The organism is Puniceispirillum sp. (SeqCode), from assembly GCF_965657105.1.
Lineage (GTDB): Bacteria > Pseudomonadota > Alphaproteobacteria > Puniceispirillales > Puniceispirillaceae > Puniceispirillum.
The window spans coordinates 1-14,099 of the sequence record NZ_CBFHNB010000003.1 but is presented as its reverse complement, the minus strand read 5'-3'; the positions used below and the strand labels follow the sequence as shown (position 1 = coordinate 14,099).

At 48.8% G+C, this 14,099-nt stretch carries 17 protein-coding genes; 9 read left to right on the top strand and 8 right to left on the bottom strand.

Annotation, left to right across the window (positions count from 1 at the left end):
• On the top strand, positions 1-920 hold a 920-nt coding region (gene rarD, locus ACTF7Q_RS00870; RefSeq protein WP_438995965.1), incomplete at its 5' end, for an EamA family transporter RarD.
• Here the strand turns inward: rarD and ACTF7Q_RS00865 are convergent.
• From ACTF7Q_RS00865 to ACTF7Q_RS00840, 6 genes are all read right to left on the bottom strand, one after another.
• Positions 917-1,387 (bottom strand): peptidylprolyl isomerase, encoded by a 471-nt coding sequence (locus tag ACTF7Q_RS00865; protein WP_438995964.1) that lies wholly within the window; start codon positions 1,385-1,387, stop codon positions 917-919. The genes rarD and ACTF7Q_RS00865 overlap by 4 nt on opposite strands.
• 67 nt (positions 1,388-1,454) lie before the next feature.
• Positions 1,455-1,937 (bottom strand): universal stress protein, encoded by a 483-nt coding sequence (locus ACTF7Q_RS00860; RefSeq protein ID WP_438995963.1) that lies wholly within the window; start codon positions 1,935-1,937, stop codon positions 1,455-1,457.
• Positions 1,938-2,095: 158 nt separating this feature from the next.
• On the bottom strand, positions 2,096-2,911 hold the full coding sequence (locus ACTF7Q_RS00855) for a TIGR02186 family protein (protein ID WP_438995962.1): 816 nt from the start codon (positions 2,909-2,911) through the stop codon (positions 2,096-2,098).
• A complete protein-coding gene (locus ACTF7Q_RS00850; protein WP_438995961.1) occupies positions 2,908-3,822 on the bottom strand; it encodes a sulfite exporter TauE/SafE family protein in 915 nt (304 codons plus the stop codon). Before ACTF7Q_RS00850 ends, ACTF7Q_RS00855 begins: the two co-directional genes overlap by 4 nt.
• 261 nt (positions 3,823-4,083) lie before the next feature.
• The gene (locus tag ACTF7Q_RS00845) at positions 4,084-4,413 is read right to left on the bottom strand and encodes an ArsR/SmtB family transcription factor (protein WP_438995960.1); all 330 of its coding nucleotides are present in this window, start codon (positions 4,411-4,413) and stop codon (positions 4,084-4,086) included.
• A 160-nt stretch (positions 4,414-4,573) separates the two neighbouring features.
• On the bottom strand, positions 4,574-5,371 hold the full coding sequence (locus tag ACTF7Q_RS00840) for a hypothetical protein (protein WP_438995959.1): 798 nt from the start codon (positions 5,369-5,371) through the stop codon (positions 4,574-4,576).
• A 286-nt stretch (positions 5,372-5,657) separates the two neighbouring features.
• On the opposite strand from ACTF7Q_RS00840, the gene ACTF7Q_RS00835 reads away from it, so the two are divergent.
• The 8 genes from ACTF7Q_RS00835 (at position 5,658) to ACTF7Q_RS00800 (ending at position 11,965) form a co-directional block, all read left to right on the top strand.
• The gene (locus tag ACTF7Q_RS00835; protein ID WP_438995958.1) at positions 5,658-6,179 is read left to right on the top strand and encodes a DUF1285 domain-containing protein; all 522 of its coding nucleotides are present in this window, start codon (positions 5,658-5,660) and stop codon (positions 6,177-6,179) included.
• Positions 6,155-6,802, top strand: a complete 648-nt coding sequence (locus ACTF7Q_RS00830) for a CoA pyrophosphatase (RefSeq protein ID WP_438995957.1) — start codon at positions 6,155-6,157, stop codon at positions 6,800-6,802. The genes ACTF7Q_RS00835 and ACTF7Q_RS00830 overlap by 25 nt, the downstream gene beginning before the upstream one ends.
• The gene (locus ACTF7Q_RS00825; protein WP_438995956.1) at positions 6,802-7,086 is read left to right on the top strand and encodes a hypothetical protein; all 285 of its coding nucleotides are present in this window, start codon (positions 6,802-6,804) and stop codon (positions 7,084-7,086) included. Before ACTF7Q_RS00830 ends, ACTF7Q_RS00825 begins: the two co-directional genes overlap by 1 nt.
• Positions 7,076-8,329 (top strand): CCA tRNA nucleotidyltransferase, encoded by a 1,254-nt coding sequence (locus tag ACTF7Q_RS00820; protein WP_438995955.1) that lies wholly within the window; start codon positions 7,076-7,078, stop codon positions 8,327-8,329. The genes ACTF7Q_RS00825 and ACTF7Q_RS00820 overlap by 11 nt, the downstream gene beginning before the upstream one ends.
• A 23-nt stretch (positions 8,330-8,352) precedes the next feature.
• Positions 8,353-9,213 (top strand): oxygen-dependent coproporphyrinogen oxidase, encoded by an 861-nt coding sequence (hemF, locus tag ACTF7Q_RS00815; protein ID WP_438995954.1) that lies wholly within the window; start codon positions 8,353-8,355, stop codon positions 9,211-9,213.
• 175 nt (positions 9,214-9,388) lie between these two features.
• Entirely contained in the window at positions 9,389-9,937 is a 549-nt protein-coding gene (gene petA / locus ACTF7Q_RS00810) for a ubiquinol-cytochrome c reductase iron-sulfur subunit (protein WP_438995953.1), read from the top strand.
• Between the two features lie 30 nt (positions 9,938-9,967).
• Entirely contained in the window at positions 9,968-11,191 is a 1,224-nt protein-coding gene (locus ACTF7Q_RS00805; protein ID WP_438995952.1) for a cytochrome b, read from the top strand.
• Positions 11,192-11,209: 18 nt separating this feature from the next.
• Positions 11,210-11,965 carry a cytochrome c1 gene (locus ACTF7Q_RS00800; protein WP_438995951.1) on the top strand — a complete coding sequence of 252 codons (756 nt, stop codon included), beginning with the start codon at positions 11,210-11,212 and terminating at the stop codon, positions 11,963-11,965.
• A gap of 297 nt (positions 11,966-12,262) precedes the next feature.
• Here the strand turns inward: ACTF7Q_RS00800 and ychF are convergent, their stop codons facing one another.
• Complete coding sequence (gene ychF, locus ACTF7Q_RS00795; RefSeq protein ID WP_438995950.1) at positions 12,263-13,363, bottom strand: redox-regulated ATPase YchF; 1,101 nt, start codon at positions 13,361-13,363, stop codon at positions 12,263-12,265.
• 44 nt (positions 13,364-13,407) lie between these two features.
• Positions 13,408-14,099: aminoacyl-tRNA hydrolase (pth, locus tag ACTF7Q_RS00790; RefSeq protein WP_438995949.1), on the bottom strand; the 692-nt coding region annotated here is incomplete at its 5' end.

The following is a 14,099-nucleotide window of genomic DNA, read 5'->3' as shown; positions in this document are numbered from 1 at the left end:
ATGCGCGTGGTGCCAAGCCCGCAACAGTGTCTCAATTCCATAATCTGCAAACGCGCGGTATCATATTCGCCCTCGTCGCAGGGTTTTTATGGGGTGTTCTGCCGATTTATATCAACAGCGTGAATGCCATCACACCTTATGAAATAGTTGCGCATCGTGCAATCTGGTCAGCGGTTCTTCTGGCGGCACTGATGCCGTTCTTGGGTGGCTTTGGCCAAGTCATAACTATGCTTCGCCAGCGCAAGCTTCAATTAGGCTTGGCAGCAACGACGGTTTTGGTTGGGATAAATTGGACTATTTTCATCTATTCTGTGCAAAGTGGGCAGATTGTCCAGGCGGCGCTTGGCTATTTTATTTATCCGCTTGTCGCACTATTGCTTGGCGTTCTGATATTGGGGGAACGTCTTGACCGGATGGGCTGGTTGGCGATCGCGCTGGTGGCCTGTGGTGTAGCGGCAAAAAGCTTATTTGCTGGCGAGCCTCCAGTCATAGCGCTGGTTCTGGCCGTAACCTTCGGTTTATATGCCGTGACGCACAAGAAATTAGGCATGGATCCGGTCAAAGCCTTGTTTGTTGAATCCGTGTTGCTAATGCCCATCGGGGTTGCCTATCTGTGGTGGCTTACCGATCAAGGTCTCCCAATCTTTTTTGGCGGTGGGGCAATGAATATATCATTGGCTGTGCTGGCGGGTTTATTTACAATTCTACCGCTATTGTTTTTTCATGCGGGCAACCGCGCTCTGACAATGTCCATGTCAAGTTTGCTATTCTATTTCAATCCCACGACCCAGCTCATGGTTGGCATCTTTATATATGATGCGCTCTTCACCATGGCCGATGCCGTTACTTTCGGGTTGATATGGGTCGGCATAGCTGTTTATTTTGCAACCCGACCCCGTACGCTAAGACCTGTGGTCTAATCCATCATCCGTGCCGAAACAATCTTGTCAGCTATAGCAGGTGGTTCGCCAACGGCTAGTTTTTTGACAATATCCATGCCGCGCTCGACTTGGCCCCAGACTGTATATTGTCCGGTCAAATGACCGCATCCATCAAAACAAATGAAAAACTGGCTATCAGCACTGTTTGGGTTCATCGCACGCGCCATACCGACTGTACCTTCGCGATACTGATAATCGGTGAATTCAGCATCAAGATTTTTACCAGAGCCACCCATGCCGGTACCAGTTGGGTCACCCGTTTGTGCCATAAAGCCGGGAATCACACGGTGAAAGATAATGCCATCATAAAATCCTTCATTCACCAATTCGGTGATACGAGCAACATGATTAGGGGCCACGTCAGGGAGCATGGTGATTTCAACTTGCCCCTGGCTTGTTTCAAGAAGCATTGTTTCGCCTGCTACGGCGTCATTTTGAGTACTCATCAATAAAAATCCAATTCCAACTAGGGATATAAAAAAAGTGCGCATAAGATAATCCTTGTTAGCGAGCCTAGAAAAGGGCGTCAATCTGTTCGTCAGTCAAGTTACCAGGTACAACCGTAATCGGTACGCGACAACTTGAAGCACCGCGTGTCACCATAAATGAAATAAGCGGGCCAGCTGTTTCCGAGTTTGTGTCGGCGCCGAGCACAAGCAAGCTGATATCGGGTTCCTCACTGATAAGGCTCAGTAATTCGTCACGAATATCACCTTCACGAACATATAATATCGGCGTATTGTTAATAAGCTTTTGAACATATTCGGCATGTATTGACATTTTTTCTTCAGCCGCTTCGCGGGCTTCGGCACGCATCAATTCGCCAACACCAGCAAAATATTCGAACTCAGATGGTGCGATGCAATAAAGCAAGGCAACCTTGCCCCCGACGGCTTCGGCACGGCCACAGGCAAATTGTAATGCCTGATGCATTTCCTCGCTATCATCAACGACAACAAGAAAAACAGGATCCTGCTTCTTTTTTGTTTTAGCCAAGGTTACCTCCAAAAAACTGACAGCTTCATAATTTCAAAAGCCACCTCAATATTAACCGCAAGATTACATGCAGTTGTAGAATTTGACCAGTGGTTGTTGAACAGTTCCGTTATGGAATCACTCATATAGATGTTTTGTTTTTCTGGCTATTTTTCCGGTTATTTTTTCCGGAACGCAGCTGCGGCCAGCCAGCCCGAAGCAACCGCAAAGATAACGGCAAATAATCCATAAAAGAATGAAAATTCATGCGCCATTTTATAAATCGTGGCGCTGAGTCCACCTTTGCTTATAGCGATACTTGTCGTGTCCTCGCTTAACGGCACGCCATCTCGCAAATGTATGATCCGCACCTCATAGAGGCCGGAATACACATTCGACGGCAGGTCAATCACGCTTCGGAACAAAGCCCCTTCTTTAAGGGCAATAGTATCTGTTTTGGCACCCCATAGTCCAAGCGCACGCATATTTGCAACAAGTTCACCAATCATGTCATTGACTGTTGGTATCGCTAGGCCAGTCTCCTGCGGGTCTTTTTCGGGGGTGATTTGCAAGGCCAGATTGGTGGGCCCAACACCAAGATCTTGCAAAGTGGCTTCATCGGCAATCACGGCAAGGTCGCGCGTTGCCAAAATCTGATAAAAGCTTGGCGTCTTGGTCCAGATATTGGTTTCAACATTGATCCAGATGCCAGCGACTTTGCTTTTGCGGCGCTGGGCTATGCGCGCATCAGGACCGCGCACAACGATGATGATATCATCGTCTTGCATGCCGTCAACGGCACCGAATAGTAATAACTCTGTGCCATGAAAATCGCTTTCGATCGAAACCGTATTTTCGGATAAATCGGCGACAAGCTTACCATTATTGGCGTGGGCTGAGATCGTGCCAAAACTAACCGACAGAATTGTGAACAGCCATAGCATGAACGTCATCTGGCTAGGGATCTTATGATTGTGCGGATATAGTCTGATCATTTCAGCAACTCCACCGAATACAGGCTGGCGGGTTGAACGGCCAGATCAAAGCCCAGCTTTACACAGACAGCAATCACCATCAATGCGAGCAGGCCGCGTAATTGTTCGCCGCGTAATTTTGCGCCAGCGCGGGTGCCGAACTGCGCACCTATTACAGCGCCGAATAGCAACAGGCCTGCCAGAACAAAATCAACAGTTTGCGTCTGGACAGACTGCAAAATCGTCACATTGGCAGTCACAAATATAATCTGAAACAGCGAGGTGCCAACCACAACAGCTGTTGGCATACCCAAAATATAGATCATCGCAGGCACCATTATAAAGCCGCCGCCAACACCCATAATGGCGGCCAGTACACCAACGAAAGCCCCTATGCCAAGAGGAAGCAAGGCTGAAATATAGAGTTTTGAGCGCCGAAATCGCATTTTGAAGGGCAGACCATGCAACCAGTTATGCTGATGCAATTTACCACGCGCCGCGCCTGGCTGGCGGGTGCGCAATATGGCGCGCACACTTTCGACAAGCATAAGGCTGCCCACGATGCCAAGCAGAACCACGTAGGACAGTTTGATAACCAAATCAATCTGGCCAAGCTCACGCAGGAAGGCAAACAGGAACACGCCAAGCGTTGAGCCAATCACACCGCCAACCAGCAGAATTGTCCCCATCTTAAAGTCGACGTTGCTACGGCGCATATGTGCCAGCACGCCGGAAACTGACGAGGCAACAATCTGGTTGGCTTCGGTGGCCACGGCCACAACAGGCGGCACGCCAAAGAAAATCAAAAGCGGTGTCATTAGAAAGCCACCACCAACACCAAAAAGCCCCGATAGAAAACCAACCCCACCACCAAGGCCGATGATGATCCCGATATGCATCGAAATTTCTGCAATAGGAAGATAAATATACATTTATATATAACGCCAGATCAAATAAGAGGGTTCTAAAGTGCCGTGCTTGCAAAATTAGCGCATCACTTGCGCCCTCGTTTTGCACAAATAATAACGCTATTCAACTCAAATTATATACTTTTTGGCGCGTTGGTCATTTTTACAAATGTAAAGGGCCATCAGAAATAGCCCCATTCATGGGGTCATAGCGTCTGAAACTGATACCATACGTTAAATCTGTTCGTGCAGATCTACTCATGTAAATCTAGAAATGTAAACCCATTAATGTCGGGTTTTTTTCATCGCGGGGTCGTCTATATAAATATGTGTCAGCAAACGTAGAATGCGTAATACATCACCATCCTCAATCGAATAATAGATGGTTTGCGATGCACGGCGGGTACGCACAATATTTGCTCGTCGCAACCGCCCTAAATGTTGTGATAAAGCCGACTGGCTGAGCGTGGCGATAATTTCCTCAAGCTCGGAAACCGATTTTTCCTGTCCGTCGGCAAGTTCATTGAGAATGCGCAAACGCTTAGAATTACCCATAGCGCGCAAAATTATAGTTGCCTTAGATTGTTCGGTTTCTAAGTCAGGTAAGCGAGCCATGAATTTTCCTCCTAGCGAGTTAAAGTCCAAGATATGGCGGCGATTCCCCTTATCTATCCTCTAACATATCGCAAAAAGGTTATTAATCCGTTAAAGGCTATATGAAAAATGCGTTGTTTTTAATACGTAAACGCTTTTTTCGTCAGATTTTGCCGTAAGGCTAGATTATGGGTTGATGTTCGGGGTCGGTGATACAAGCAACGCTTAATACGCGATAATTATGTGGGCGATCTGATGCGGGGGCGAGGGGATAGATAAGACGATGAAAAGGATACTGGGTATTTCCGGGGGTGGTTCCAGTTTGTGTGTCGGGCATTGTTATGTGGCCATGGTGATAAAGCGGTAATTTCAGAGCAAAGGCAGTTTCATAGAGGATGCTGAGCCAATATTCTGAATCTTTAGGAAGACATTCATCAAGTGCATCTCCCTTTTCGATGGTGGCGTCTGGCCATGAAAATTGAGGGGGAGTCGATAGAAAACATAATCGCATCGACATGGTTTGTCCGACGGACACAAGATTTTCGATATTGGCATTGACCACCTGCATCAATGCTGACGGCACGTCCTTGCCAAGTAGATTGAGACGCGCCAGCGGCATTAATGCCTCTGGCAGATCATATTTGTCTAAATTGGCATACGAGAAAAGTTCCAGATGACTTTTAAAATTTATGTCGGGTTCTGCTTCCAGCGCTTTGATTGCCATTTGTGCGATCGTGATAAAGACATCTTGTGGCGTCTGGTTGCTTTTATTGACGTTGGCACCTGACAGATTCATCAAGCCAGATGCTGATCTTAAGGTGCGTATCAGGCTCATCAACGCGGGTACTTCCGGCTTATCGTCAAAGAAAATTGAAAATTCCTGATTCGTGCGGGTCACACATACACCCCCTTCTGGCGTTGCGTCACTTTCTGATGACTGAACAATACCCTTTTTATTTATCAGTATTTCTGAACGCATTACTTTTCGCATGATTTCAACAGCATCATTAGCTTATGCTTGTTCCCAAATTTTAAACGTGTTTTGTTTTTGTTTCACGTTGCTTAGTTGCGTTATGGTTTTATTTCGTTCCATTTAGTATGTGCGTGTTTGTAAAGCGCACATGCAAAAATAAAAAAATTAAATAAAAACAGATACAAAGCCATAATTGCCTATTTTCTATGCTGTAGTGTCGCAGAAAAAGATTTACAAAAGGTTAGCGACGTAAAATAAATTTTTTGATGGTGAAACCCTGATATTATGACTCATGTCTAAAAACGCGCCTGACAGTGAAAAAATCAATAAATCGCTTGAAAATATCAACCGGTTGACGCCGCAGCAGTTCGATATGCATATCGCGTCCGATGGCGCATGGTTTCATGAGGGAGGTCTTATTGGCCGTCCGGCTTTGGTAAGGCTGTTTGCGTCGGTATTGCAGCGGCGTGATGATGGCACATTCTGGTTAGTGACACCGGCAGAATGCGGGCAAATAACCGTTGAAGACGCGCCCTTTATAGGGGTAGCACTTACAATAACAGGCGAGGGTATTGATCGTGAACTTCGCCTTACAACGAATATCGGCGATACGGTGTTGATTGATCGTGACCATGCGCTGCGTATGCAAACAGGCGACGACCATGAGGATCGGCCCTATGTCAGAATCAGAGATCAGTTGGATGCTAAATTGAGCCGGCCTGTTTTTTACGAATTGGCGGCTCTTGCTGAACCAGATGAAAATGGGCGTTTGGGTGTATGGAGCGCGGGATGTTTTTTCCCGCTTATGGATTGAACATGCTTGGTGATGCGGCAAAAATTGCATCGGTGCTGACTCCACCGCACCATATGAATGGCAATATAAAGGATATGTTTGTATCGGCGATGGCAACCGACAGGCCGGCGGCGGTGCTGGTCGGCTTAATCAAGCATCAACATAGTTTGCATATTCTGATGACGCGGCGGGCGCCGCATTTGGCCACCCATGCTGGCCAGATCAGTTTTCCCGGCGGCAAGATTGAAACATATGATGCCACGCCGGTTGATGCCGCTTTGCGAGAAGCGCATGAAGAGGTGGCGTTACAGCCTGATCACGTGACCATACTTGGTTCGCTTTCGGTGTTGCGCAGCCCTGCGGGCTTTATCGTCGCGCCAATTGTAGGTATGATTACAGCGGACGAAGGAGCTGTGGTAAAGCTTGCACCTGATCCGGCTGAGGTTGACGATATTTTGCTGTTACCACTTGATCACATGCTTGATCGTCAGAATTACAGACGTGAAACGCACGAGCGTGATGGCGTTATGCGTCATACCTGGGTTATTGATCATCCAGCCCATTATATTTGGGGACTCTCGGCAGCCATCATTGTTGAGCTGTCCGACAGATTGCAGACATTAAGTCAAACAGGAGCAGGTTAATGCGGCGATATCTGATTATTCTATCTGCGTTGGGCGCGGCCATCATTGTGATGAGTCTGGTAAAAGCATGGCAACGACGTCGGGCATTAAAAGCTGGCCTTGATCCCAGTGACATCAAAATCTCGACCGCCTATATCGTGGGTGGCCTCACGGGTCTGATCGTGTTTTTGATCGGTGTTATCGCTCTTGAAGGTGGGGCGGGGGCGCCAGGCACAAGTTACAGCCCCGCTGTTATAAAGGATGGCGTTATCAGTTCAGGCGGCTTTGAAGATAATGCTAATTAGGCTGGCATCTCTGGGGCAACTAGCTTTGCGGCAACCATGCCTGGCACCAGCAGATACGATCAAAGCCCGGCAGTCATTGCCGCCATATGCCAACCAACCTCTTGTGCTTCGTATTTTTGACGTGGCCGATAGGGCTGGTGCAGAGGCACGGATTGTTGGTGGTGCCGTGCGCGACTGGCTTGCGGGTATGGAAGTTGGCGATATTGATATGGCCGTGAACTTGCCGATTGAACGTTTTGCTGATGCTCTTGAACAGGCAGGTCTGCGCGTGATCCATACAGGCTTGTCACATGGCACGGTTACCGTGGTGCAGGACAAGACTAAAATCGAGATCACGCATACACGACTTGATATCGAAACTGATGGGCGCCATGCCAAGGTAGCACATAGTCCTGATTGGCTAGAAGATGCGCGCCGGCGGGATTTTACCATCAATGCCATTTATATGGATGCGGCAGGCAAAATCTTTGACCCGCTGAACGGCCAAGATGACCTGCAAGCTGGCATTCTCCGCTTTGTTGGTGATGCAGACCAGCGGGTGCAGGAAGATGCGTTGCGCATGTTGCGATATTGCCGGTTTTTGCATCGCTTTGGCCGCGGGCAGATTGATGCTGATGCGCTTGCGACATTTCGGCGAAATGCGTCGCTGGCACAGCATTTATCGGGTGAGCGCGTGCGCACTGAGATGGAATTTATTCTTGTTGCTGATGGGGCTGCAACAGCTTGCAGCCTGATGCAGGATACAGGGCTTGCCACAGCCGCATGCAATACAGATTTCAATGTTGGGTGCCTTGCCCCTGATGGCGCGGTTGACCGGGGTGACTGGTTGATTGGTCTGGCCAGCATCATGCCACCCGGTACGGCGGTATCTTTGGCCAAGCGCCTCCGCTTGAGCAAAATCGAAGCGCGCCGCTTACAGGCAATGGATCGGGATATTGATTCCAATTTGCCGAATCTGGCAGGTGATAAATGGCAACAGGCGGCCTGGTTTTTAGGCGATGACTCAGCGGCTATCTATGCTGTCAAAACACGTCGGTCGCAGGCGCAATTTTCAAGCACCCGCTGGGATGAATTGCAAAACTGGATAGCACCTGAATGTCCGGTTACAGGGGCAGACTTATTGTCGCATGGCGTTGACAATGGGCCTATCTGTGGTGACATTCTACTCATGATTCAAAAGCAATGGGTTGCATCAGGTTTTACACTTGCCAAGCCTGACTTGCTGGCGATGATACCGAATTAGCGATTTAAGGGTCTTAAGAGCATATGAACGCGCAGACAAACATAAGTCTGGATGACAAAAAACAGGCAGCATCTGCTTGGTTTGCGTCTTTGCGTGACCAGATCTGCGCGTGTTTTGAAAGCATCGAGGATCAATATACAGGTGCACCTGATCTGCAAGCTGGCCGTTTTGTCCGTAAAACGTGGAATCGCGAAGGCGGTGGCGGTGGCGTGATGAGCATCATGCACGGTCGTGTCTTTGAAAAAGTCGGGGTGAATATTTCGACAGTTCATGGTGTTTTTTCAGATGAATTTCGTGACAAAATACCCGGCGCTGAAACCACCGGTGATTTCTGGGCATCAGGCATTTCGCTGGTTGCGCATATGCGTAATCCGCATGTGCCAGCGGCGCATATGAACACCAGATTTATTGTGACCAGAAAAAGCTGGTTTGGTGGCGGTGGTGATCTGACGCCCTTATTACCAGACGAGAATAACACGGCAAAATTTCATGCGGCGATGCAATCTGCCTGTGATGCACATGATCCGGATTATTACCCCAAATACAAAAAATGGTGCGATGACTATTTCTATTTGCCGCATCGTGATGAACCCCGCGGCGCGGGTGGTATTTTTTATGATAATCTGGATAGTGGTAATTGGGATGCTGACTTTGCCTTTACCCGTGATGTTGGCGTTGCCTTCAAGGATGGTTACAGCGCCATTGTAGAAGCGAGCATGAAACAGCCTTGGAGCGATGCCGAGCGGCACGAACAGTTGGTTCGGCGTGGGCGATATGTAGAGTTTAATCTGCTCTATGATCGTGGCACGCTTTTTGGCTTGAAAACCGGTGGAAATATAGAGGCAATTTTGATGAGTATGCCACCAGAAGTGCGGTGGCCATAAGGTGATATCTATCACCATAAACATATATGCTGTTTTTGTTTGAAAGCAGACAAAAAGAGGGTATGAAACTAACGCGTTACCGTGTAAAACACGGCAAGATTTGGGTGTATTTAGCGCCCTGGACTGCTGCTAAAAGGCGGGGCCCTGAAAGGGGTTAACAGTTGTAGAGGATAGAATGACAAAATCGACACCAGATACCAAGGATCTGCAAGATCCGGAACGTCGCGATTTCATTGTAGTGGCGACCTATGCGATGGGCGCGGTTGGTGCCGCCGCGGTTACCTGGCCGCTGATTGATCAGATGAACCCGGCGGCTGATACATTGGCGCTTGCCAATACCGAAGTCGATATATCGAAAATTGCCGAAGGTCAGTCGATCACCGTCAAATGGCGTGGCAAGCCAGTTTTTGTAAGGCACCGTACGGCTGATGAAATTGCCCGTGCTGAAACCGCAAATGGAGATGACCTCCGCGACCCGCAGTTGGATGATGCGCGTGTTCAGCGGCCTGAGTTACTTGTTGTCGTTGGTGTTTGTACGCATCTTGGTTGTGTGCCGCTTGGTCAGAAAACAGGTGAAGTACGTGGTGATTATGATGGCTGGTTCTGTCCATGCCATGGATCGCACTATGATACATCTGGGCGTATCCGCAAGGGGCCGGCACCGACCAATCTTGAAGTGCCGCCTTACACATTTCTATCCGACTCGGTCATCCGCATCGGTTAATCTATTAAGTCTTCTGGAGGTATAATAGCAATGTCTGCTGATAAATTTTCAAATCCGGTTGTGCGATGGATTGACCATCGTTTACCTGTTTTCTCAATGCTCGATCATACAGCACACGACTACCCAACTCCCAAAAACCTAAGTTACATGTGGAACTTTGGAAGCCTTGCCGGTTTGTCATTAACGATAATGATCGCTACGGGCATTGTTTTATCCATGAACTATACGCCTCACATCGATTATGCTTTTGACTCTGTTGAGCGCATCATGCGTGATGTTAACCACGGTTGGATGATCCGCTATATCCATATGAATACGGCTAGCTTCTTTTTCATAGTTGTTTATCTTCATATTATGCGGGGGCTTTATTATGGTTCGTATAAAGCACCACGCGAGCTTTTGTGGATATTAGGTGTGATAATTTTTTTACTTATGATGGCAACTGCTTTCATGGGTTATGTTTTGCCATGGGGTCAGATGAGCTTCTGGGGCGCGACTGTTATTACCAACCTATTCTCGGCTATTCCGTTTGTTGGTGAGAGTATTGTAACATGGCTCTGGGGTGGGTTTTCTGTTGATAATTCAACGTTAAACCGCTTTTTCTCACTACATTATTTGTTGCCGTTTGTTATTGCAGGCGTAGTGGTGTTGCATATTGTGGCCTTGCACCGTTTTGGCTCTAACAACCCAATTGGCATTAATGCTAAAGGTCCGCAGGATACAGTTTCATTTCATCCTTATTATACAATTAAGGATGTCGTAGGCATTGCGATGTTCTTGTTGCTGTTGGCGGTTGCGGTTTTCTTCTTCCCCAATGCGATGGGACATCCGGACAATTACATTCCTGCCAACCCGATGCAGACACCTGCGCATATTGTGCCTGAATGGTATTTCCTGCCGTTCTACGCGATCTTGCGGGCGGTGCCTGACAAACTTGGCGGCGTGTTGATGATGTTTGGTGCGATTGCGGTGCTGTTTGTCTTGCCATGGCTGGATCGTTCGCCAGTGCGTTCGGCGCGCTTCCGTCCGGTCTTCCGCATTTTCTTCTGGTTGTTGATTGTTGATGCGGTTTTGCTTGGTTATCTTGGCGCAAAGCCTGCCGAGGGCATCTATGTGATCCTGTCACGTTTGGCGACCGCATGGTACTTCTTACATTTCCTTGTCATCCTGCCATTGCTTGGGGTGTTTGAAACGACCAAGCCTTTACCCAAGTCAATTTCTGAGCCAGTGCTGGCGGCCGCGAAGGGAGCCTAGATCATGATAAAGGCACTAATGACTGCAATAATAGCTTTGTCAGCGACCTTAGGTGTGTCCAATATGGCTGTTGCGGCTGGTGGCGATACAACCGAATTGCAAATCCGTGAATGGAGCTTCTCAGGGCCTTTTGGCACATTTGACAAAGCATCCATGCAACGTGGATTTCAGGTTTATCGTGAAGTCTGCGCTGGCTGTCATTCGATGGATCTGATTGCCTTTCGTAATCTAGCTGATCTTGGTTATAACGAAGCCGAGATCAAGGCAATTGCGGCTGAATATGAAGTTCAGGATGGCCCCGATGATGAAGGTGAGATGTTCATGCGTCCGGCACGCCCAGCTGACCGGATGCCAGGTCCCTATCGCAATGATAACGAGGCTCGCGCCAACAATAACGGCGCCATGCCGGTTGATCTGTCGCTGATTGCCAAGGCACGCGCGCATGGGCCTGATTATCTGTACAGCCTCCTGCTTGGCTATAAGGAAGCCCCGGCGAGCGTCGAAATGCCTGAAGGCATGTATTATAACGCGGCTTATTCGGGTAATCTGATTGCTATGCCACAGCCGCTTTATGGTGATGATGTTGAATTTGCCGATGGCGCTGATGCGTCGGTTCAGGCGGCAGCAGCAGATGTGACACAGTTCCTTATGTGGGCGGCAGAACCGAAAATGGAAATTCGCAAGCGCATAGGTGTTGCGGCGGTATTTTTCCTCAGCATTTTCCTGATCTTGAGCTATCTGGCCAAGCGTCGGGTTTGGGCTGATGTGCATTAAATCAACCTAAACATCCTATAACCACAAAAACAAAACCCCGTCAGATGCGTCTGGCGGGGTTTATGTGTTGTGATCATCAGTGACGATATTGACCCAATCAACAACGCCACGGCTGGTGATACAATAAATATCAGTACATCCCATATCGCCGCAGAAAGTGTGAGCTGATAGATGACGAGGATCATACCATAAGCTTTCACCACCAAAATACTGGCAATCAGCCCGTCATGCAGCAAAAGATATATGTAACAGACCAAAAGTATCACATGTTATGCGTGTTGGGATAAAGACCGCCACCTAGACATTAAAGCGGAAATGGAACACATCACCATCGACGACTTTATAATCAGATCCTTCGACGCGTAATTTACCAGCATCCTTGGCCCCACTTTCACCCTGACAGGCGACATAATCGGCAAAGCTGATGGTTTCGGCGCGTATAAAGCCACGCTGGAAATCAGTATGGATGACACCAGCGGCTTGTGGCGCGCTGGCTCCGGCCGCTACCGTCCATGCGCGGGCTTCTTTCGGTCCGACGGTAAAGAAGGTGAGCAGGTCAAGCAGTCCGTATCCCGCGCGAATCAAACGCGACAGGCCAGTTTCGGACAGCCCAAGCTCAGACAGGAATTCAGCCTTATCGTCATCGTCAAGCTGTGCAATTTCGGACTCGATGGCGGCTGATACAACCACATGAGCTGCGCCTTCGCTGGCGGCTTTCTCGGCGACCAGCTTGGTATAGTCATTGCCGGTGGCGGCATCGCCCTCGGCGACGTTACAGACATAAAGCACGGGCTTTGATGTGAGTAATTGCAGATAGGGCAGACGCAGAGTTTCGGCGTCGGTCAATCCGTCAGTGCTGCGCGCAGGCTTGCCATCGGACAGATGCGCGAATAGTTTTTCCATCAAGGTTAGATCGGCTTTGGCATCATTATCACCGCCACGTGATTTTTTGACCAATGCGGCCATGCGCTTTTCCAGCGAATCTAGATCGGCTAGCATCAATTCGGTTTCGACTGTTGTGGCATCACGCACCGGGTCAACATCACCATCGACATGCGTGATTTCGGTATCTTCAAAACAGCGCAAAACATGGGCGATAGCATCAACTTCGCGGATTGTGCCCAGAAATTTATTGCCCAGCCCTTCGCCTTTAGACGCGCCGCGGACAAGCCCGGCAATATCGACAAATTCAAGTTGTGTCGGGATGATTGTTGCTGATTTGGCCAGTTCCGCCAGTTCATCCAGCCTTGTATCGGGCACTGAAACGCGCCCGGTATTGGGTTCGATTGTGCAGAAAGGATAATTCGCCGCTTCGGCTGCGGCTGTCTGTGTCAACGCATTGAACAGGGTGGATTTACCGACATTTGGCAATCCGACAATTCCGCAGTTAAAACCCATTATACACTCCTTGCAATACCGTCAGGCTTGGTTGCCCGCAGGCTCTATTTTGTTGTGCAGTCGCCCGCATTGGTTTGCGTCTTTGCGGCATTTTTGGGCGGTTTAGCTGTGCCGCCTTGGCTGTCTTTACTGTCTTTGCTATCTGGTGGCGCGGCAAGATAGGCAACGCGGCTCATAAAGCCGCTATCATCGCCATCGACCAGCCGTTTGGCTTCATCGGCAATCGCATTCAGCATCCGCCCTAGCCAACCTGATTGTTCGTCTTTGCTGAAATCGGTCAGCACCCAGTTCCGCACATCCATCGCGGGCACGGGTGGCCGTCCAATGCCGATACGCACGCGCCAGTAATCCTGTCCTAGATGCTGGTCAATATCGCGCAGGCCGTTATGCCCGCCATGGCCACCACCAATTTTAACCTTGATACGGCTAATGCCCAAATCAAGCTCGTCATGGAACACGAAAACCGAACGTGGATCGACTTTGTAGAATTTTATACATTCGGCAACTGGCAACCCTGATTTATTCATAAAACTCTGGGGTTTTAGCAAGATCACCTTTTCCGTGCCAATACGACCTTCGGACATCAATGACAGATGTTTCTTTTTCCAGGGTGAAAAACCATGCTGGTCAGCTATCCTGTCAACAGCCATGAAACCCGCATTATGCCTCTGAAAAGCATATTCGGGTCCGGGATTACCAAGGCCTACAAATACCAGCATGGTCTCTACATTCGGAT

Bases quoted from the DNA above. Each gene is read 5' to 3' on its own strand.
- ACTF7Q_RS00865 (WP_438995964.1), bottom strand. From the start codon at position 1,387: ATGAGTACTCAAAATGACGCCGTAGCAGGCGAAACAATGCTTCTTGAA.
- ACTF7Q_RS00855 (WP_438995962.1), bottom strand. From the start codon at position 2,911: ATGATCAGACTATATCCGCACAATCATAAGATCCCTAGCCAGATGACG.
- ACTF7Q_RS00850 (WP_438995961.1), bottom strand. From the start codon at position 3,822: ATGTATATTTATCTTCCTATTGCAGAAATTTCGATGCATATCGGGATC.
- ACTF7Q_RS00845 (WP_438995960.1), bottom strand. From the start codon at position 4,413: ATGGCTCGCTTACCTGACTTAGAAACCGAACAATCTAAGGCAACTATA.
- ACTF7Q_RS00840 (WP_438995959.1), bottom strand. From the start codon at position 5,371: ATGCGTTCAGAAATACTGATAAATAAAAAGGGTATTGTTCAGTCATCA.
- ACTF7Q_RS00835 (WP_438995958.1), top strand. From the start codon at position 5,658: ATGTCTAAAAACGCGCCTGACAGTGAAAAAATCAATAAATCGCTTGAA.
- ACTF7Q_RS00830 (WP_438995957.1), top strand. From the start codon at position 6,155: ATGTTTTTTCCCGCTTATGGATTGAACATGCTTGGTGATGCGGCAAAA.
- ACTF7Q_RS00825 (WP_438995956.1), top strand. From the start codon at position 6,802: ATGCGGCGATATCTGATTATTCTATCTGCGTTGGGCGCGGCCATCATT.
- ACTF7Q_RS00820 (WP_438995955.1), top strand. From the start codon at position 7,076: ATGCTAATTAGGCTGGCATCTCTGGGGCAACTAGCTTTGCGGCAACCA.
- hemF (WP_438995954.1), top strand. From the start codon at position 8,353: ATGAACGCGCAGACAAACATAAGTCTGGATGACAAAAAACAGGCAGCA.
- petA (WP_438995953.1), top strand. From the start codon at position 9,389: ATGACAAAATCGACACCAGATACCAAGGATCTGCAAGATCCGGAACGT.
- ACTF7Q_RS00805 (WP_438995952.1), top strand. From the start codon at position 9,968: ATGTCTGCTGATAAATTTTCAAATCCGGTTGTGCGATGGATTGACCAT.
- ACTF7Q_RS00800 (WP_438995951.1), top strand. From the start codon at position 11,210: ATGACTGCAATAATAGCTTTGTCAGCGACCTTAGGTGTGTCCAATATG.
- ychF (WP_438995950.1), bottom strand. From the start codon at position 13,363: ATGGGTTTTAACTGCGGAATTGTCGGATTGCCAAATGTCGGTAAATCC.